Here is a 19,388-nt window from a genome sequence, read left to right as displayed (position 1 = left end):
CGTGTAATATAAAAATCACACTTTACTGATGTAAAGTATGACATTAAATTAATCAAGTGTATTCTCTAGAAATGCAAATTCTTTATCTTCTTTTCCAGACAATTTTTGTTTCCTTTTATATTCTTCAAAAGCATTCTGCATAAACATTAAACATTCTTCATCACTGTACTTTGTAACAAATTTAAGCATTATATTAATTTCACCTTCAGTATATTGAGTATTATAATCTGCTATCATGCGTGTCGCTAGATCTTCATGCTCTAATGTTTTATATGGATCTTTCAGTGCAACAGTAATATATGACTGTCCACCAAAATATCTTAAGGAAATATCTTTAACTTCTTTCCAATGCACTAATCTATCACCCGTAGCTATCATTGAAGAATTATCATAAAATCCCTCTTCATTTATAGTTACTAAGGGCTTATTAAAAACTAAATGTTTTAGATAGAACATGGAAAAAAATACATTGTTAATGCTAAAAAGACTCCCAATAACCTCATATCCCATCCATTCTCTTCCCAAGCTATAATTTCAATAAAGGTTAATAGTAATCCACTAATAAACAATATTAAAAAAGCAAATAACATTTTTAATATACTTTTTTTAATTTTCACTTCTTTCATTTCATACTCCCTATATGTTAATTTTTTATTGTTATCAATATTACTTTTTCATAAATTCTTTCAGCACAACCGCATGATTATATTTTTCATCTTTAGCACCATATAGTAGTACAATTGTCCCTTTCATATCTTTGAGCTTTTTAACCGCATCATTATCTTTAAGTTCTTCTTTATACTTTTTCTTAAAATCATCGAACTTGTCTGGATCATGATCAAACCACTTTCTAAGATCCGTACTCGGTGCAATATCTTTCAACCATTCATCTAATTTAGCATCTTCTTTACTTATCCCTCTCGGCCAAACACGATCAACTAACACACGTTTTCCTTTAGGGATATCTTCATCATAAATACGTGCAAGTTTGTACATATTAATCACCTCAAGTATAGATTTTATTATTGCTTATTCAAGCGTAACACTAAATCTATATTGAAATAAAAGAAAACACCCTCCAGTGAATGCTGGAGAGTGTTGAAAATTCTTATGGAACACAAATTGCTGACGCAATTTGCGGACTCCATCTGTAAGCAAGTAAACTTGCAACAGCTGCAGCCTAACGTTTTGAGAACTGTGGTGAGTGACTGACGCTTTAAGACCTGGCTTCTTACGTCCAAAAAACTTTAGGGTTTCGTACAGTTATATAGACTGTCGTAAGCCCTGATATTAAAGGATTTCTGATTTTTTCGATTGCATAGAATTACATCAAATATCACTCAGGGGTAACTAAAGGGTAACTAAATAAACTGCTGGCCGGTGTTTTCTTCTAATTTATTACTATTTATTTTTTAAATGATAATTCACTGCTTCAGAAATAAAATCTGTAATTCCAGGTTTATTAAACTTATTAAAATAATTATGATATCTTTTATCCTTACTATACACATTTGCAATAATGCATAACATATCGTCATCAAAATCTGAAAATCTATTCATATAATCTTTCCACTCAACAACAACTTCGTATACATTATTGTGTTCTACAGGTAGCATAGTCACATTACAAAACTTTAGTATTATCGATTCTAAATCATCTTTATTTTTATTTTCTTCAAAAACATTCCTACTATTGTTATTAATAAATTTTTGATATATTTCAGTTTTTCCATATCTTATTTCAGCTTCTTTTTTATATTGTTCACTAATGCATTGATTTAATTCACTAATCTCGATAATAGGTATTCCATTGATAAATTTATCAACAGCTATCTTGGTTTTTTCTAATTCTTTTATTTTTTCTTCCAAAAATTTTGATTGTTCTGCAATGCTTTCAATTAATTTTTCATCATCTAAATGTATTAAATTATAAATATCTTTAAGACTGAAATCCATAGACTTTAATAATTGTATTTTTTGTAATTTGATTAAATCGCTTTGATTGTATATTCTATAATTAGTTTTATTTTTTCTTGCAGGTAATAAACCAATTTCATCATAATAATGTAATGTTCTTTTAGATAAACCTGTTATCTCTCTTATTTCTTTTAATTTATATTGGTATTCCAGAATTCATTCACCTCATTAATAATTTCATCAGATGATTTAATAGTTGCATCTTCTATTGTACATTTCGTTTTTTCTAAATAGTACTTTATAAGGTAATAGCCACACGTATATCCAGCTGCATGTGGTAACCCGACAGTCGTTCCACCTTGCATTCTTGTAATTTCATCACCATAAAGATATGGCATAGCCTCAAACATATTATTAATATCTATATTTTTCTTTATTGTATTTTTGATATTATTATTTTGTTTATCCCAATCAATTTCAGTTACCCAAGGTCCTAAATATTTTTTTCCATACATTTTTTCTACAAAATTTTCTGCAAGTCCCTCTGAAATAATTAATTCACTTAGTGAACCACCATCCCACTTAATGTACTGATATCTAATATTATGATTTATTTCATGAGCAATCGCACTTTTTACACGATCTAATGTATATTGATTGGGTACCATTGAAATGAATATATACCCAGGTATCCCACCATCTCCACCATAATTTTTATTTAGATACATAGTGGGTTTTGTACTATCCCCTAATAGCACAGTAAAATTATATTCATCTATTCGTGATTCAATACCATTTTTCTCAAATTGTTTTATAGAATCTTCTATATATAATTTACAATCATTCCAAAAGTCATCATTTAGCAGAGCAATTTCACTCGTATTTTTTGAATTAAACTCTTCTGGCGAAATATGAGTCATATTTAATAATTTTAATGCATCAAATCCTAATTTGTCACCTTCAAAAGGTATCCCCTGAATATCAAATTTTTCTTTAAAATATTTTAGAAGTTTATCCTTAAAATATTTCGACTTATTTTCATGATCCTCATCAAGTAAACCTAAATATACCTTATCCGATCTAACTATATTTAATTTATACATATTTATTCCTCCTTAATACTAATAATAAAGGATGACGTTACGTAGCACTCAAGTGATTTAGAATAATTAATAATTTATAATCTTACTTACTATAATTTGAAGAGATAAAGTTTGATTATTATTATTTCAATGTGTTTTTCCCATTTCGTATAATTAAATTTATGTATATATAATGTGCTATATTTCAATATTGGTTTATCGATGCAAAAAAACATATAAAAAAGCACTTCTCGAATAATTTCGAGAAGTGCTGTAAACGTATTTTCAGTTGAACACAAATTGCTGACGCAATTTGCGAACTCCATCTGTAAGCGAATAAATTCGCAACAGCTGCAGCTTAACGTTTTGAGAACTGTGGTGAACGACGAGCGCCTTTAAGACCTGGCTTCTTACGTTCAAAAAATTTTGGTGTTTCAGTGATAGTCATATAGTGTCGTAAGTCTTGATATTAAAGGGTTTTTACAATTTTAGATATCATTAAAAATCACTCAATTTCATAAAAGGGTACTTAAAGGGTAACATTTTTAAAACTAAAATCTGCTGGTCGGCAGTACTTTAGTTTTTTTATTCTATAACGATTATTGAGTTTATCATCCGATAGATCGAAACCTCTTGTGTCAGTTTAATAATAGTACCAAAAAAGCATGCTTTAATTAGTTCTTGCAATCGATCACTATTACTTTTATAAAACATATTGATTCGTTCGTCCTATTTCTAATTCATTTTGTCCTATTTTCTATCTAAATACAAAGGTTTTAATGACTACAACTCGATTTTGTCCTCTTTTTGTCCTCTTTTTGTCCTCTTTATTCATCCTTATAGCTATACTTCGATCCTCTGCCGTAACCAGTTAGCATAACTCCATCTTCTAACATTTCTTTCATTAGACGTTGAACCTGTTTCTGATCATAACCAGTTATTTGTCTTATTTCTTTATTTGTTAATGACCTTTCTTTCAACACCGTTAATATTCTTATTTTAATTGCTTGTTTATCTAAATTTAATTGTCTTTCATAACTCATATCATTTTTCAATGAATCATAAGATTCTTTTGATAAAGTATAGTATCTCCCTTTTCCTCTTCCGACTGCTTCAATGATTTGATACTCTGTTTTCATTTGGCTTAGAATCTCTTTGGCTTGAGTAGTACTTCTCTGAATAAGCTCTGAAGCTATTGATGTATCTATCTCTTCATGTCTAATTAAGTATTGAATTATCAACAAATGATCCACATCAATTGTTTTGCCATCGGAGCTCAATTCTTCAACGAAATCAATAAACTTTTCATTCAAACTAGATGATAAAAATGTCAATTCAATATTTAATCCTACTTTTCTGTATATAGGTGGTTCCTTACCTTCTAATAATAATGATTTATAAATTCTTGAAACACCTAAATTAGACCTATTGACTAACTTTAATCTGTCTAAAAGTTCCATTAAATGATTATTTCTTGCCACAGGAGGATGATGTAAAATATTCTGAGGTGTAATTCCTCCAACAAAATCTCCTGGATTTGAAAGTATAATTTTATCTTGATACTGCTTAAGCATTATAGTACCAGAAAGTCTATAATCTCTATGCCCAAAAGAATTTAATAATGCTTCTCTCAATGCAATAATTGGATATGTATTATACTCAGGATGAATTAATCCTGATTCAATTGTTACTATTGGATTATCAGTATTGATATATCTTTCCAATTCATAAAGAGCAATTGGTATCGCGCTTGTAGAATCTTCACGTGTTGTATAGTCTGTATCACTTATCATTTTTCTAAAAGACCATTTATACGTAGGAATTATACGCTCTATTTCACTTGTTTTACCTATAATAAGTAAAGCTCCTTTAGTTAAATACCCATTTTTTAATCCTCCAATTGAAATTAATAAATCTTCATCGCTATACGTTTGCAAGGAAATATCCACTTTATCTCTTGCCATATACTCTCTCACTTTTTCTAAAGCAGTTGGAGAAATAAGCTTTCTCCAGTCTTCATATATGATTTCAGAGGTAAAGTCCACACTACTTGAACTATCAACCATATTTCTTCTCAAACTGCCTGTAAATGGTTTGCATTCTTTACCTAAACGAATCGTTGCTTTCCCACTAGTTAGTGTATATGGCGGACTGTCACTTTGAACATGCATTATCAATAATTGTTTTTTTGATTCATCTACATCAACTTTTACGATTTCAAAAAATGGTGTTATATGTGGATCGGTATTATCATATACTTTTCTCTGTAATTCAACTGTATCAATTTCATCATCTATACCTACAATAGCATGGATTTTTCCTATAGTTTTATCAGCAATACCAAATACTACTGTTCCTCCACCTCCATTCGCCATGCATACCGCATAATCCAATATTGTATTAACATTCTCACTATAACTTCTTGTATTCCATTTTTTAAAGTCTAAATCTTGAGATTCAAGTTCATCAGCAACTACATATTCTAACCTATTCAATAGTTCTAAAATTTCTAGGGTTGTTTTCATCCTATTACCTCGTTATAAAGATATATTTACTATGCTACTGATAGATAAGTTCTTTTAAAGATAAAATTTATAATTTGATTTTAATTTTATTGTATCATCTATTTAAAAACTACTCTAAAAATATCTATTGAAAAACTGTAGTGATTGACATGTTTTACTACAGTTTTTATTACGTTCAAAAATTTTAAGATGTTATAAATATTCACATAGTGGTTTAACTTTTAAAATATAAATACTTTATAACTAAGCTTTTACCAAAAGTCGCGTAATTACATAAATAGTCACAATTAAAAGTAGAAATAGCTAGTCTACATCGCCAATATCTTGTTTATTTAATAATATTTCACTAACTCAATTTGAGCTTTTCTTTCAATAATTACTCGTTATATTTATTATTGTATAGTAAATTTAAAAACTTAATATTATAGTCAGAAGAGATCATAGCATGATCTCGCATATGTCCTGTAGATATTGCTTGTGCATATATTTTTAAAGCAAATTTGCTGATTTCATTTAATGAATTTTGAATTAATGTATTTGCTAAGAATTCAGCTTTTCTTAATTCATATGCTGTTATTTCACCATATAATCCTAAAGGTAAGTTTTCATTTTGCACAGATGTTTATATGTTATTAAAAGATAGTGATTTAACGGTATAGTAATAACTTTTCTATATAGTTATCATTCAAAGGCTTATATTAATAATGCTATACCTAATAAACCAGTAGATACAATTCTAATATCTACTGGTTTATATATTTCTAAATTAATTTTAATATTTGTCTAAGTGCTCCAAGATGATAAGCTGAATGAACAAGTGCTGCAATGATATCATCGGTGTTATCTTGATCCCATTCTACAACATCAAGATTTTTCATGAGGTTATTATATTCATTCTCCAGTATATCAATAATAGTTATCCACTCCCTATCACTAACTTTTTTAATACTCCAGCTTTTCTCCCAATCCATTTTAGATGGTTTGCCATTCTCCAAGATATAATTAATTCCTGATAAATAATATCCGATGTGATCAGTAATTGATGCAATAGTAACACCATTGACTTTTTTTGAAACTTCTTCAACTGATAGACCTTTAAGTGTTCCTAAAACTCCGCTATCTGGTTTAGGTTCAATATATATGCTACCTTTACCGTCTATTCCTTCAAATGTCTCTTTCAATAATACACGTACTGAATTTTTAACTAATTCACTCATATTTTCTCCTCCATTTTTATATAGGAGAAACCTTATTGAAAATTGCCCTCTCCTATATGTTGATTTGATACATAACTATTTACTAATTTCATCAAAATCCCCCTTTACTATATTTCACACATTATAGCATGACAAAGTAGAACAAGTAAATTTACAACTTAATTTATTGTAAATATATTTTAATTATATATGTATATCAGAAAGTAAAAAAACTACAGCATTTCATTTAATATCATAAACTGTCATGCATCATTAATCTAAAACTTAAAATTACTCTTTCTTTCTATAGTTAAGATATTCAAAGGGTAACATCTATGTCAATACCATATAAAAAAGCACTTCCTGGAATTTTCCAAGAAGTGCTTTGAACGTTGATATAACAACGATATTAACGTTTTGAGAACTGTGGAGAACGACGAGCGCCTTTAAGACCTGGCTTCTTACGTTCTTTCATACGTGGGTCACGTGTTAACATGCCTGCGCGTTTTAATGATCCACGGTACTCAGGATCTGCTTCTAATAATGCACGAGAAATACCATGACGGATTGCTTGTGCTTGTCCAGTTAAACCGCCACCTTTAACGTTTACTAAAACGTCATAGTTACCTTTAGTTTCAGTAATATCGAATGGTTGGTTTAAGTCTAAGATTAATGATTCGAATGGTAAGTAGTCACGTACGTCACGGTTGTTGATTGTGATGTTTCCTTCTCCAGGAATTAAACGAACACGTGCTACTGAATGTTTACGACGGCCTGTGCCTTTATATTCAACTTGTGCCAATGTATTGTCCTCCTCTTAATTAACCACGTAACTCGTAGTTTTCAGGTTGTTGTGCTGCATGTGGATGCTCTGCTCCAGCATAAACATGTAATTTTTTGAACATTTTTTCGCCTAAAGAACCTTTTGGTAACATACCTTTAATTGATGTTTCCATTAAACGAACTGGGTTTTTCTCACGTAATTCACCAGCTGAGATAGATTTAATTCCACCTGGGTGTAATGAGTGACGGTAGTAAATTTTGTCTTCTGCTTTGTTACCTGATAAATAGATTTTTTCAGCGTTAATTAAGATAACGTGATCTCCACAATCTACGTGTGGTGTGAATGTTGGTTTATGTTTACCGCGTAAGATTGATGCAACTTCTGATGAAAGGCGACCCATAGTCTTACCTTCAGCATCAATTACGTACCATTTGCGGTCAATGTTTGCTTCGTTTGCCATGAATGTTTGACGCATTATATTTTCCTCCTAAAATAAAAAAAATTCCCTCTGAATCCTGCTTATATATCTGTAACACAATAAGTTTCCGGGGCTTATTGTCGTGGTTGATATTAAACAATACCGTTGTCTATCTTATAACATTTTAAGGGTGTTTGTCAATCTTAATCCCAAATTCTTTTTATTTACTTTTATTCATATTCGTTATAACGGATTTAAGATTGTGGTGTTAATCGTCTGCGAGTTGGTTTAAGTGTGATGGTTGTCCCTTTCGGTATATCTTGTGTGAGTTCTTCAGGTGACAGATAGATCTTTTCTAAATATAATCCTTCAGCTGGCGCTGTCTTTCCTGCTTTCGTTCTATCACTGGCTGCAATGATTGCGGGTATTTCTGACCCTTGTCTTTTCCCTCGTCCTACGTCCATTAAGAAATGCACCATAATACGGACCATGTTATAAAGAAAGCCGCTTCCAATGACGAAGAATTCATAACCTGTATCAGTTTCTATCACTTCAAATTTATACATTGTACGTTCTTTATTCTCAATTTCTGTCTTCGCCGAACAAAACGATGTAAAGTCGTGTGTGCCAATGAAGAATTGTGCCGCTTCATTCATCTTTCGAGTATCTAATGTTTCAGTAATATGCGTTTCAATGCCTCTTTTCAGCACATCTCTATGAGGCGCAAGATACACTTTATAGCGATATGCTTTACCTACACAGTCATAACGGGAATGAAAATCTGCATTAATCTTTGTCACTTGATTGATATATATATCGTCTGGTAATGCAGAATTAAAGGCATGTTGCCATTTATTTGTCGGTAGTGACAATGGTGTATCGAAATGGACGTACTGCATCAATGCATGTACACCTTTATCTGTTCGAGATGACGGATGAATTCTGATAAAATCTTTATGCATGCGTTTTAATATACGTTCTAATTCATATTGCACGGTGCGACCTTCATTCTGAATTTGAAATCCCTGAAAGTCCGCACCGTTATATGAGAGTTGTAACAATATGCGTTCCATTTATGTGATGCTCCTTAATATAAATATGATGACACCGATTGGAATAAGTGTAAGTATCGTAAGTGTATCTTTCGTTTGCCATTTAAGTTGTCGATATTTTGTGCGTCCAGTGTCTCCTTTATATCCTCTTACTTCCATGGCAATCGCTAAATCATCTGCGCGTTTAAATGCTGATACAAATAACGGAATGAGCAAAGGTCCAATTGCTTTGAACCGTTGCAATGCGTTCCCACTCGCTAAATCACTACCTCGAGATATTTGTGCTTTCATTACTTTCTGCGTTTCATCCATCAATGTTGGAATAAAACGAAGAGCGATAGACATCATTAGCGCAAGTTCATGTACTGGTAACTTTATTTTCTTGAATGGATTTAATATTGATTCAATTGCATCAGTCAAAGCGATTGGACTTGTCGTGAGTGTCATTACTGTCGATAAGAAGATAATAATAATAAAGCGAAATGAAATCATTATCCCCATCAATACACCATCCATTTGAATATTAAATATTCCCCAGTCGAATAATGTTCTGCCGCCCTTCGTCAAAAAGACATGCATTAAAAATGTAAAAATGATTAAAAACAGGATAGGCTTAATACCATTAAAAACAAACATAAATTTAAGATTAGATAATTTAATAATGAGTAATACTAATACAAAACCAAACAGATAACCATACCAGTTATCCATAAAGAAAACGAGTATCGTCATAATAAATACAAAGATCAACTTCGCTCTCGGATCTAACGAATGTACGAAAGAGTCAATTGGGACAAATCTACCAAGAATCATTTTATCAAGCATGGCTTTTCCTCCATTCTTGATACATTGCATTAAAATCTTCTATCGAAAGCGCAGTATATGGCAACTTAGTATTATATTTTGTTTCAAATTTTCTTTGTAACTGTGTAATCTCAGGTGGATGGATGTCAAAGTGTGTTAAATCTTTACTGAATATTTCTTGTGGTGTACCTTGATCTACTAACTCTCCTTGATGCATCACATATAAATAATCAGCACGGGCTGCCTGGTCCATTTGATGTGTAACTAATATAACAGTGATCCCTAAATCTTGCTGCAGCTGATGAAACAAAGACATAATTTCCTGTTGTCCTCTCGGATCAAGTCCTGCTGTTGGTTCATCAACGATTAGTACATCAGGTTTCATCGCAAGTACACCCATTATTGCAACACGTCGCATTTGCCCTCCAGAGAGCTCAAACGGGCTTTTATGAAGGACAGACTGATCCATACCAAATAATTTAAATAGTTCACGTGCGCGTGCCTCAGCAACTTTTTCCGCTATACCATAGTTCATAGGACCAAACATGATATCTTTAAGCACAGTTTCTTCAAATAATTGCTGCTCTGCAAACTGAAAGACCATCCCGACTTTTTTTCGTATAGATTTGAGATATTTATTCTTCGTTTTGTGAATTATCACTTGTCCATCAATATCGATGTTACCTTCTGTCGGTTTAATCAGTGCATTTAAATGCTGAATCACAGTAGATTTACCTGATCCAGTATGTCCGATAATCGCATAAAATTTATTCTCAACAAACGTCATATTAATATCTGTTAAAGCACGAACTTCAAAAGGAGTGTCTTTAGAATAATGAAAACCAACGTCGTTTAATTGTATCTTCATAGTTTCTTGAGCAACTCCTCTGTTGTTATAAATTCATCCTGACTAAATAATAGTCGATTTACTTTCATTTCAAATGGCAAATCAAGTCCTATAGAGATTAATTCATCTGCACTTTTATATATCGTTTCCGGTGTGCCGGACAGCACAACACTGCCTTTGTTCATTACAAAGATGCGATCACTGTCCAGCGTTTCTTCCAGATGATGCGTAATATGTATAATTGTAAGCCGATGTGTTTGTTGTACACGCTTTATTATTCTTAATATTTCAGTACGTCCTTCAGGATCCAGCATTGATGTCGCTTCGTCTAAAATGATGATTTCAGGTTGTAGCGCCAATACGCTTGCTATCGCTACACGCTGCTTCTGACCACCAGATAAATGATGTGGTTCATGTCTTCTCATATGTGACATTTCAACGGCCTCTAAAGCCTGATTTACACGTACATGCATTTCATCATGAGGGACACCATAATTTTCTAATCCGAAGGCAATGTCATCTTCAACTGTTGCACCAACAAATTGGTTATCCGGATTTTGAAATACTATGCCTAACTGTTCATGTACAGATTGGATTGTATCTTCTCTGAGTTTGATTTTATTAATTGTAATGTCACCTTTTTGGATAGGTTCAATACCACCGATCAGTTTAAGTAAAGTCGACTTACCTGAACCGTTATGACCAACAATGGAAATCCATTCGCCTTTATTAATCGTTAAAGAAAGATCGTCAATTGCGGGAATACTCTGACCATCATAAGTATATGATAAATTGTTTATTGTAATGATCGGTTCCATACATTCACCTTTCTTTTTTTAATTTAAATCAATACATTTCATGTTCTGTTAATTATTTATACCATAAATCATTAACACAAAACAAAATGTCTGTATATAAATAAAAAACCCGGAATTCCGGATTTAATAATGAAAAAAGCGCGCACTCCGCCTAGAGGTCACGCAAAACGTTATTCTATTATGGCGAAGTACTCTGAGCTAGACAATATCTGTGTGTGGCAAACATTATCGTTGCACTCATTTGCTTATGTGTGTATGTGTAAGATAAGTGATCCCTAAATCCATGATGATTATTATTATACTAATTCGATGATAACCATTTCTGAACCGTCTCCACGACGTGGTCCAACTTTCATAATTCTAGTATATCCACCTTGACGCTCTGTGTAACGAGGAGCAATGTCAGAGAATAATTTTTGAATTGCGAATTGTGTAGTTTCATCTTCGTTTAAAATTTCAACACGACGTAAAACTTCAGCTGCTTGACGGCGAGCATGTAAGTCTCCACGTTTACCTAAAGTAATTAATTTTTCTACGATTTTACGTAATTCTTTCGCGCGTGCTTCAGTCGTTTCGATTCGCTCGTTAACGATTAAAGAAGTTGCTAAATCGCGTAACATAGCTTTACGTTGATCTGATGTACGACCTAATTTTCTGTAACCCATGAATCGTAACCTCCTTTAACTAGTCTTCTTTTCTTAATCCAAGACCTAAGTCTTCTAATTTAAATTTAACTTCTTCTAAAGACTTGCGTCCTAAGTTACGAACTTTCATCATATCAGCTTCTGATTTGTCGGCTAATTCCTGAACAGAATTAATACCTGCACGTTTCAGACAGTTATAAGAACGAACTGATAAATCAAGTTCTTCAATCGACATTTCAAGTACTTTTTCTTTGTGATCTTCTTCTTTTTCAATCATGATTTCAGCATTTTGTGCTTCATCAGTTAAGTCAACGAAGATGTTTAAATGTTCTGTCATAATCTTAGCACCTAAAGAAATAGCTTCTTGTGGTGTTAATGATCCATCAGTCCATACATCTAAAGTTAATTTGTCAAAGTTAGTACTTTGACCAACACGTGTATTCTCTACTGTGTAGTTTACACGCTCAACTGGTGTGTAGATTGAATCAACTGGAATTACTCCAATTGGTAAATCACTTGTGTTATTATCTTCAGCTAAAGTGTAACCACGTCCTGCATTTGCTACCAAACGCATTTTTAAGTGTCCACCTTTAGATACTGTTGCGATTTTTAAATCAGGATTTAAAATTTCAACATCACTGTCATGCATAATATCTTTCGCAGTAACAACGCCTTCATCTTTTACATCAATTTCAAGCGTTTTATCTTCATCAGAGTAGATTTTAAGCGCAAGCTTTTTGATGTTCATGATCATTGTTGTAACATCTTCCACTACATTCTCAACAGCTGAGAATTCATGTAAGACACCTTCGATTTCAATATTCTTAACAGCCGCACCTGGTAATGAAGATAATAGGATACGACGTAAGGAGTTTCCTAATGTTGTACCATAACCACGTTCTAACGGTTCAACTACGAATTTACCGAATTTAGAATCTTCACTAATTTCAACTGTCTCAATTCTAGGTTTTTCGATTTCAATCATGTAATAATCCTCCTTCAACAACGTCGAATAATTTTATTTTAGTTCCATATACTATTATAAGTGTCTTTGATACTAATTGAAAATTATACGCGACGACGTTTCGGTGGACGACAACCGTTATGTGGTACTGGTGTAACGTCTTTAATCGCTGTAATTTCTAAACCAGCTGATTGTAACGCACGAATTGCTGCTTCACGACCTTGACCAGGTCCTTTAACAGTAACTTCTACAGTTTTTAAACCATGTTCCATAGCTGCTTTAGATGCAGTTTCTGATGCCATTTGAGCTGCGAATGGTGTAGATTTACGAGAACCTCTGAAACCTAACGCACCAGCAGATGACCATGATAAAGCATTACCGAATTCATCAGTAATTGTTACGATTGTATTGTTGAATGTTGAACGGATGTGTGCAACACCAGACTCAATATTCTTTTTAACTCTACGCTTACGTGATACTTGTTTACGTGCCATTTAGCTCACTCCTTTACTTATTATTTCTTCTTGTTAGCAACGGTCTTAACTGGACCTTTACGAGTACGTGCATTGTTTTTAGTATTTTGTCCACGTGTTGGTAAACCACGACGGTGACGAATACCTCTGTATGAAGCAATTTCCATTAAACGTTTGATGTTTAAGTTGATCTCACGACGTAAGTCACCTTCAACTTTGTATCCATCTACTTGTTCACGGATTCTGTTTAATTCATCTTCTGTTAAGTCGCGCACACGAGTACTCTCGTTAACATTAGCAGCTGCTAAGATTTTTTGAGCTGTTGTTTTACCAATACCATAAACGTAAGTTAATGCGATTACTACGCGTTTCTCACGTGGTACGTCTACACCTGCGATACGTGCCATTTATATTGCACCTCCTGTTTTCTTATCCTTGTTTTTGTTTGTGTTTTGGATTTTCACAAATTACCATTACTTTACCTTTTCTGCGAATAACTTTACATTTTTCACAAATGGGTTTTACTGATGGTCTAACTTTCATGTTTCTTACCTCCTAATTTAATATTGGAGTTCTTATTATTTATAACGATACGTAATGCGTCCACGAGTTAAATCGTAAGGACTCATTTCAACAGTTACTTTGTCGCCAGGTAGAATACGGATGTAGTTCATACGAATTTTACCGCTAACATGCGCTAAGATCTCATGACCATTTTCTAATTCTACTTTAAACATTGCATTTGGTAAAGTATCTAATACAGTACCTTCTAATTCAATTACATCTTGTTTAGCCATTTTCAAATTCCCCCTTTTTATCAAGATTCCGAAATTCGAGCGGTATATTTTTGCAAAACGTAACGTAATTTAGCGTCTGTTACAAAACCTGCTTCAGAAATACTCGATTTAATTTCAGGTGAGTGTTCATCACTTAGTATTAAATGCGACAGGTTCTTTTTCTTTGGATATTCATAAGTCCGTTTATCTCCGTCTGCAACAAGTACAAATCGATGATCGATAATAGCAATAATGACTCCAGGTAACCCTTTATCTTTGCCACGATTACTCGTGACAATTTGACCAATACTTACTTGATTCAACTGATCACATCCACTTAAGCAACTCACCAGGAGGTGAATCTCGGTAAACGATTAAAGCTGATTTAATACCTTCTCAACTTCAGTAGTAACATCCTTAATGTCTTTCGAACCATCAACATTGAAAAGCACACCTTGATTTGTATAGAAATCAAGTAATGGTTTCGTTTGTTTAATGTTTACGTCTAAACGTGTACGAACTGTTTCAGGATTATCATCTGCACGTTGATATAACTTTCCACCATCAATATCACAAATACCTTCTACTTTAGGTGGATTGAACACTAAATGATAAGTTGTCCCACAAGTTTCGCAAATACGACGTCCCGTTAAACGGTTCATCAATTCTTCTTCCTGAACATCAATGTTAATTACGCCTTCAATCTTACGATCCACAGCAGCTAACATTTCGTTCAGTGCTTCAGCCTGCTCAACTGTTCTTGGGAAACCATCAAGTAGGAAACCGCGTTTAGCATCTTCTTCTAACAATCTTTCACGAACGATACCAATCGTAACTTCATCTGGAACAAGTTCGCCGTTATCCATAAATGACTTTGCTTTTTGACCAAGCTCAGTATTATTTTTGATAGCTGCACGGAACATGTCTCCAGTAGAAATATGAGGAATTGGGTATTTCTTAATAATTTCACTCGCTTGAGTCCCTTTACCTGCGCCAGGTAAGCCCATTAAAATGATATTCATAAAATGCCCTCCAGACATTAACGTCTTTTAAAACCTTTATATTCACGTTGACCAAGTTGAGCCTTTAACTGAGCAATTGTCTCTAATGCCACCCCAATTACGATTAATAAACTTGTTCCACCAATGCGTAATGATTGCGGTAAGTTTAAGAAATCTGAAACGATTAATGGTAACACTGCAATACCTGCTAAGAATAAAGAACCAACAAAAGTTAAACGATAAAGAACTTTTGTAATATAGTTTTGAGTATTTTTACCAGGACGAATTCCCGGCACGTAACTACCCTGTTTTCTTAAATTGTCAGCCATTTGTTCAGGATTAACTTGAACAAATGCATAAAAGTAAGCAAATGCAATAATTAATATTACATATACAATCATACCGATCGGCTGTGCCGGATCAGAATGTGCTGCTAAAGTTTTTGCCCAATCCGCTTTCGGGAAGAGTAATTGTAACGTCTTCGGAAGCATGAAAAACGCCATTGCAAAGATAACCGGAATAACCCCAGCAGCATTAACCTTTAACGGTAAGAATGTTGCTTGTGGTGCTAATCTGTTACCTGTTGTGCGTTTCGCATATTGAATTGGAATTTTACGAACTGCTTGAAGTACGAATACTGCAAAAGCAGTAAGAAGTATCATACCAATAAAAATACCAATCGCTTCTAAAACTGCCATTGTTGTATCGTTCGCACCAACAAATGATTGTTGATAGAACTGAATTAACGCTGGTGGAATAGAAGATAAAATACCACCGAAGATGATAATAGAAATACCATTACCAACACCGTGTTGTGTAATTTGTTCACCTAACCACATTAAAAATGCAGTACCTGCTGTTAACACGATAGCGATAAGAATGAAGTTCCATATACTTGTATTCGTGATCAATTGACCACCTAACATGTTATTGAAACTATAACTCATACCAAACCCTTGAATGAATGCTAATACAATCGTGAAGTAACGCGTAAATTGCGTTAGCTTTTTACGTCCAACTTCACCTTGTTTAGACCATTCTGTAAACTTGGGTACAACATCCATTTGCAGTAATTGAACGACGATTGATGCAGTAATGTAGGGCATAATCCCCATTGCAAGAATGGAGAAGTTTTGCAGTGCTCCCCCACCAAACGTATTCATCAAATCAGTAATACCTTTATTGGTCTGACTTTCAAACGCTGCTGGGTTGACACCTGGAACCGGAATATATGTTCCGATTTTAAAGATAATTAACATTGCGAGTGTAAAGATGATTTTGCTACGTATTTCTTTTACTTTAAAGAAACTAATAAGCGTATCAAACATTAGATCACCTCAGTTGTTCCGCCCTTACCTTCAATTGCTTCTTTCGCTGAAGCTGAAAATTTATGAGCTTTTACTGTTAACTTTGCTGTTAATTCACCATTACCAAGAATTTTAATACCTGATTTTTCGTTAGATACTACACCTGATTCAATAAGTAAAGCTGGTGTTACTTCTGTACCTTCTTCAAAACGGTTTAATTGATCTAAGTTAACAATCGCATAGTCTTTACGGTTAATGTTTGTAAATCCACGTTTTGGTAAACGACGGAATAAAGGTAATTGTCCACCTTCAAAACCTAAACGTACTCCACCACCAGAACGTGCTTTTTGACCTTTGTGACCACGTCCACTTGTTTTACCATTACCTGAAGCCATACCGCGACCAACACGGTTACGTTCTTTACGAGCGCCTTCAACTGGTTTCATTTCATGTAATTTCATTTCGGCACCTCCTTATTCTTAAAAATTTTATGCTTCTGTTACTGTCACTAAGTGACTTACTTTGTTAATTTGCCCACGAATCGCAGGGTTGTCATCAACTTCAACTGTTTGATGCATTTTGTTAAGCCCTAAAGCTTTAACAGTTTTACGTTGTGTTTCAGGACGACCGATAATACTACGAGTGAGGGTAATCTTAATTTTAGCCATTGTTTATGCCCTCCTTAATTGTATAATTCTTCGACTGATTTACCACGTAATTTAGCCACATCTTCAGCAACTTTAAGTTCTTTTAAACCTTGAACAGTAGCGCGAACCATGTTGATTGGTGTATTTGAACCTAATGATTTACTTAAGATATCAGTAATACCAGCTAATTCTAACACGGCACGGACTGGACCACCAGCGATAACTCCTGTACCAGGTGCTGCAGGTTTGATTAATACGCTTCCTGCTCCGAATCTACCTGTAACTTCGTGAGGTGTTGTACCTTTAACACGAGGAACAGTGATTAAGTTTTTCTTAGCATCTTCGATTGCTTTTTTAATCGCTTCTGGTACTTCTTGTGCTTTACCAGTACCGAAACCAACGCGACCATTTTTATCTCCAACAACTACTAAAGCAGTGAAACGCATACGACGTCCACCCTTAACAACTTTAGATACACGGTTGATGGTAACTACGCGTTCTTCAAATTCTTTAACTTCTTTTTCACGACGCATTAAGAGTTCCTCCTTTTATTAAAATTCTAAACCGTTTTCGCGTGCTGCATCAGCTAATGCTTTTACACGTCCGTGGAATAAATATCCTCCGCGGTCGAATACAACTGCTTTAACGCCTTTTTCTACTGCTAATTTAGCAACTGCTTCACCGACTTTAGCTGCTGCTTCAACATTTGAAGTAGCTTCTAAGCCTAAACCTTTATCTTGTGTTGATGCTTGAGCTAAAGTTACACCTTTAACGTCATCAATCACTTGTGCGTAAATGTGTTTGTTTGAACGATATACGTTTAAACGAGGACGCTCAGTAGTACCAGCTAATCTACTACGTACACGAGCATGTCTTTTCATACGCACTTTGTTCTTATCGATTTTAGTGATCATGAATATTCTCCTTTCCTATTTTAGAGATTACTTACCAGTTTTACCTTCTTTACGACGAACATATTCGCCTTCGTAACGTACACCTTTACCTTTGTAAGGCTCTGGAGGACGAGTAGCACGGATATTTGAAGCGATTGCTCCAACACGTTCTTTAGAAATACCTTCAACTTTTACTTTCGTATTTTTATCTACTGATAATGTAATACCATCTTCAGCTACGATTTCAATTGGGTGAGAGTATCCAACGTTAAGGATTAAGTTTTTACCTTGCATTTGAGCACGGTAACCAACCCCGATTAATTCTAAGTTCTTTTCAAATCCTTTAGATACACCTTCAACCATGTTAGCGATTAAAGCACGTGTAGTTCCGTGGATTGTTTTATGAGCTTTAGAATCAGATGGACGAACTACTTCTAAAGTATTGTCTTCTAATTTATATGTCATTTCTTCGTTAAATGTTCTAGTTAATTCACCTTTAGGTCCTTTAACCGTTACAGTATTACCGTCGATTTTAATGTCAACCCCAGCTGGGATTTCAATAATCTTCTTACCAACACGACTCATTAGTCGGCACCTCCTTCTTTAATAATTCTTACCAGATGTAAGCTAATACTTCTCCACCGATGTTACGTTGACGCGCTTCTTTATCAGTTAATACACCTTCAGAAGTTGAAACTAATGCAATACCTAAACCATTTAATACTTTTGGTAATTCATCAGCTTTCGCGTATACACGTAAACCAGGTTTAGAGATACGTTTTAAACCAGTGATAACACGTTCGTTGTTAGAACCGTATTTTAAGAACATACGGATAACACCTTGTTTATCATCTTCAATATATTCAACACTTTTAACGAATCCTTCACGTTTAAGGATTTCAGCGATTTCTTTTTTAATGTTTGATGCAGGTAATTCTAATTTCTCGTGACGTACCATGTTTGCGTTACGTACGCGAGTTAGCATATCTGCGATTGGATCTGACATAGTCATTTAAAATATCCTCCTTTCAGGTTTGAATTTTACCAGCTTGCTTTTTTAACGCCAGGAATCTGACCTTTATAAGCTAATTCACGGAAACAAATACGGCAAAGTTTGAATTTGCGTAATACTGAATGTGGACGTCCGCAACGTTCACAACGAGTGTATTCTTGTACTTTAAATTTTTGTTTACGCTGTTGTTTAGCGATCATTGATTTTTTAGCCACTAAATTTAGCCTC

The 19,388-nt window shown here is 33.8% G+C and carries 30 protein-coding genes and 2 pseudogenes; all 32 read right to left on the bottom strand.

The window, feature by feature from the left end; translation table 11 throughout:
- Window positions 1–48 precede the first annotated feature (48 nt).
- The 32 genes and pseudogenes from JJJ02_RS09785 to rpsN all read right to left on the bottom strand — a co-directional run bounded on the left by JJJ02_RS09785 (window position 49) and on the right by rpsN (window position 19,375).
- Entirely contained in the window at window positions 49–456 is a 408-nt protein-coding gene (locus JJJ02_RS09785; protein WP_304653864.1) for an STM3941 family protein, read from the bottom strand.
- Window positions 444–626: a hypothetical protein gene (locus JJJ02_RS09780; RefSeq protein ID WP_164941530.1), complete on the bottom strand. Its 183-nt coding sequence runs from the start codon at window positions 624–626 to the stop codon at window positions 444–446. Before JJJ02_RS09780 ends, JJJ02_RS09785 begins: the two co-directional genes overlap by 13 nt.
- Before the next feature lie 40 nt (window positions 627–666).
- On the bottom strand, window positions 667–996 hold the full coding sequence (locus tag JJJ02_RS09775) for a DUF488 domain-containing protein (protein ID WP_111716751.1): 330 nt from the start codon (window positions 994–996) through the stop codon (window positions 667–669).
- A 405-nt stretch (window positions 997–1,401) separates the two neighbouring features.
- Complete coding sequence (locus tag JJJ02_RS09770; protein ID WP_240838721.1) at window positions 1,402–1,956, bottom strand: MerR family transcriptional regulator; 555 nt, start codon at window positions 1,954–1,956, stop codon at window positions 1,402–1,404.
- Window positions 1,957–1,980: 24 nt separating this feature from the next.
- A pseudogene (locus tag JJJ02_RS09765) lies at window positions 1,981–2,103 on the bottom strand (MerR family DNA-binding transcriptional regulator); the annotation flags it as partial.
- Between the two features lie 5 nt (window positions 2,104–2,108).
- Window positions 2,109–3,020, bottom strand: a complete 912-nt coding sequence (locus tag JJJ02_RS09760) for a DUF2268 domain-containing putative Zn-dependent protease (protein ID WP_240838719.1) — start codon at window positions 3,018–3,020, stop codon at window positions 2,109–2,111.
- A 337-nt stretch (window positions 3,021–3,357) separates the two neighbouring features.
- Window positions 3,358–3,450: pseudogene (gene rpsI, locus JJJ02_RS09755) on the bottom strand (30S ribosomal protein S9); the annotation flags it as partial.
- Between the two features lie 376 nt (window positions 3,451–3,826).
- Window positions 3,827–5,524, bottom strand: a complete 1,698-nt coding sequence (locus tag JJJ02_RS09750) for an RNA-binding domain-containing protein (protein WP_240838716.1) — start codon at window positions 5,522–5,524, stop codon at window positions 3,827–3,829.
- 376 nt (window positions 5,525–5,900) lie between these two features.
- Window positions 5,901–6,140 carry a putative immunity protein gene (locus JJJ02_RS09745; protein ID WP_240838714.1) on the bottom strand — a complete coding sequence of 80 codons (240 nt, stop codon included), beginning with the start codon at window positions 6,138–6,140 and terminating at the stop codon, window positions 5,901–5,903.
- 145 nt (window positions 6,141–6,285) lie between these two features.
- A complete protein-coding gene (locus JJJ02_RS09740) occupies window positions 6,286–6,741 on the bottom strand; it encodes a hypothetical protein (protein ID WP_219498057.1) in 456 nt (151 codons plus the stop codon).
- A 388-nt stretch (window positions 6,742–7,129) separates the two neighbouring features.
- Window positions 7,130–7,522 (bottom strand): 30S ribosomal protein S9, encoded by a 393-nt coding sequence (gene rpsI, locus JJJ02_RS09735; RefSeq protein ID WP_096077475.1) that lies wholly within the window; start codon window positions 7,520–7,522, stop codon window positions 7,130–7,132.
- Between the two features lie 19 nt (window positions 7,523–7,541).
- Window positions 7,542–7,979: a 50S ribosomal protein L13 gene (rplM, locus tag JJJ02_RS09730; protein ID WP_240838712.1), complete on the bottom strand. Its 438-nt coding sequence runs from the start codon at window positions 7,977–7,979 to the stop codon at window positions 7,542–7,544.
- Between the two features lie 197 nt (window positions 7,980–8,176).
- Complete coding sequence (gene truA, locus JJJ02_RS09725; RefSeq protein ID WP_240838710.1) at window positions 8,177–8,995, bottom strand: tRNA pseudouridine(38-40) synthase TruA; 819 nt, start codon at window positions 8,993–8,995, stop codon at window positions 8,177–8,179.
- Window positions 8,996–9,799 carry an energy-coupling factor transporter transmembrane component T family protein gene (locus JJJ02_RS09720; protein WP_240838707.1) on the bottom strand — a complete coding sequence of 268 codons (804 nt, stop codon included), beginning with the start codon at window positions 9,797–9,799 and terminating at the stop codon, window positions 8,996–8,998.
- Window positions 9,792–10,646 carry an energy-coupling factor transporter ATPase gene (locus tag JJJ02_RS09715; protein WP_240838704.1) on the bottom strand — a complete coding sequence of 285 codons (855 nt, stop codon included), beginning with the start codon at window positions 10,644–10,646 and terminating at the stop codon, window positions 9,792–9,794. The genes JJJ02_RS09720 and JJJ02_RS09715 overlap by 8 nt, the downstream gene beginning before the upstream one ends.
- On the bottom strand, window positions 10,643–11,443 hold the full coding sequence (locus tag JJJ02_RS09710; RefSeq protein WP_240838703.1) for an energy-coupling factor transporter ATPase: 801 nt from the start codon (window positions 11,441–11,443) through the stop codon (window positions 10,643–10,645). Before JJJ02_RS09710 ends, JJJ02_RS09715 begins: the two co-directional genes overlap by 4 nt.
- 296 nt (window positions 11,444–11,739) lie before the next feature.
- Window positions 11,740–12,108: a 50S ribosomal protein L17 gene (rplQ, locus tag JJJ02_RS09705; RefSeq protein WP_096077481.1), complete on the bottom strand. Its 369-nt coding sequence runs from the start codon at window positions 12,106–12,108 to the stop codon at window positions 11,740–11,742.
- Between the two features lie 19 nt (window positions 12,109–12,127).
- The gene (locus JJJ02_RS09700) at window positions 12,128–13,072 is read right to left on the bottom strand and encodes a DNA-directed RNA polymerase subunit alpha (protein WP_099578971.1); all 945 of its coding nucleotides are present in this window, start codon (window positions 13,070–13,072) and stop codon (window positions 12,128–12,130) included.
- An 83-nt stretch (window positions 13,073–13,155) separates the two neighbouring features.
- Window positions 13,156–13,545: a 30S ribosomal protein S11 gene (rpsK, locus tag JJJ02_RS09695; protein ID WP_096077483.1), complete on the bottom strand. Its 390-nt coding sequence runs from the start codon at window positions 13,543–13,545 to the stop codon at window positions 13,156–13,158.
- A 20-nt stretch (window positions 13,546–13,565) separates the two neighbouring features.
- A complete protein-coding gene (rpsM, locus tag JJJ02_RS09690; protein ID WP_096077484.1) occupies window positions 13,566–13,931 on the bottom strand; it encodes a 30S ribosomal protein S13 in 366 nt (121 codons plus the stop codon).
- A 22-nt stretch (window positions 13,932–13,953) separates the two neighbouring features.
- A complete protein-coding gene (rpmJ, locus tag JJJ02_RS09685; protein ID WP_003156543.1) occupies window positions 13,954–14,067 on the bottom strand; it encodes a 50S ribosomal protein L36 in 114 nt (37 codons plus the stop codon).
- Window positions 14,068–14,102: 35 nt separating this feature from the next.
- Window positions 14,103–14,321, bottom strand: a complete 219-nt coding sequence (gene infA / locus JJJ02_RS09680; RefSeq protein WP_001118443.1) for a translation initiation factor IF-1 — start codon at window positions 14,319–14,321, stop codon at window positions 14,103–14,105.
- Between the two features lie 20 nt (window positions 14,322–14,341).
- On the bottom strand, window positions 14,342–14,623 hold the full coding sequence (locus JJJ02_RS09675) for a KOW domain-containing RNA-binding protein (RefSeq protein ID WP_099578973.1): 282 nt from the start codon (window positions 14,621–14,623) through the stop codon (window positions 14,342–14,344).
- Between the two features lie 51 nt (window positions 14,624–14,674).
- Window positions 14,675–15,322 carry an adenylate kinase gene (locus tag JJJ02_RS09670; protein WP_096077486.1) on the bottom strand — a complete coding sequence of 216 codons (648 nt, stop codon included), beginning with the start codon at window positions 15,320–15,322 and terminating at the stop codon, window positions 14,675–14,677.
- A gap of 17 nt (window positions 15,323–15,339) precedes the next feature.
- Entirely contained in the window at window positions 15,340–16,629 is a 1,290-nt protein-coding gene (secY, locus tag JJJ02_RS09665; RefSeq protein WP_111716800.1) for a preprotein translocase subunit SecY, read from the bottom strand.
- Window positions 16,629–17,069, bottom strand: a complete 441-nt coding sequence (gene rplO / locus JJJ02_RS09660; RefSeq protein ID WP_096077488.1) for a 50S ribosomal protein L15 — start codon at window positions 17,067–17,069, stop codon at window positions 16,629–16,631. The genes secY and rplO overlap by 1 nt, the downstream gene beginning before the upstream one ends.
- A gap of 27 nt (window positions 17,070–17,096) precedes the next feature.
- Entirely contained in the window at window positions 17,097–17,276 is a 180-nt protein-coding gene (gene rpmD / locus JJJ02_RS09655) for a 50S ribosomal protein L30 (protein ID WP_099578977.1), read from the bottom strand.
- Between the two features lie 14 nt (window positions 17,277–17,290).
- Window positions 17,291–17,788, bottom strand: coding sequence for a 30S ribosomal protein S5 (gene rpsE / locus JJJ02_RS09650; RefSeq protein WP_099578979.1), 498 nt, complete (start codon window positions 17,786–17,788; stop codon window positions 17,291–17,293).
- Window positions 17,789–17,806: 18 nt separating this feature from the next.
- On the bottom strand, window positions 17,807–18,169 hold the full coding sequence (gene rplR, locus JJJ02_RS09645; RefSeq protein ID WP_096077490.1) for a 50S ribosomal protein L18: 363 nt from the start codon (window positions 18,167–18,169) through the stop codon (window positions 17,807–17,809).
- A 27-nt stretch (window positions 18,170–18,196) separates the two neighbouring features.
- Window positions 18,197–18,733 (bottom strand): 50S ribosomal protein L6, encoded by a 537-nt coding sequence (gene rplF, locus JJJ02_RS09640; RefSeq protein ID WP_099578981.1) that lies wholly within the window; start codon window positions 18,731–18,733, stop codon window positions 18,197–18,199.
- Between the two features lie 28 nt (window positions 18,734–18,761).
- Complete coding sequence (gene rpsH / locus JJJ02_RS09635; RefSeq protein ID WP_096077492.1) at window positions 18,762–19,160, bottom strand: 30S ribosomal protein S8; 399 nt, start codon at window positions 19,158–19,160, stop codon at window positions 18,762–18,764.
- Between the two features lie 29 nt (window positions 19,161–19,189).
- The gene (rpsN, locus tag JJJ02_RS09630) at window positions 19,190–19,375 is read right to left on the bottom strand and encodes a 30S ribosomal protein S14 (protein ID WP_036787751.1); all 186 of its coding nucleotides are present in this window, start codon (window positions 19,373–19,375) and stop codon (window positions 19,190–19,192) included.
- Window positions 19,376–19,388: the final 13 nt, after the last annotated feature.

The sequence above is a fragment of the Macrococcus sp. PK genome (genome assembly GCF_022501545.1).
GTDB lineage: Bacteria > Bacillota > Bacilli > Staphylococcales > Staphylococcaceae > Macrococcoides > Macrococcoides epidermidis.
This window is presented reverse-complemented; position numbering and strand designations above follow the sequence as displayed.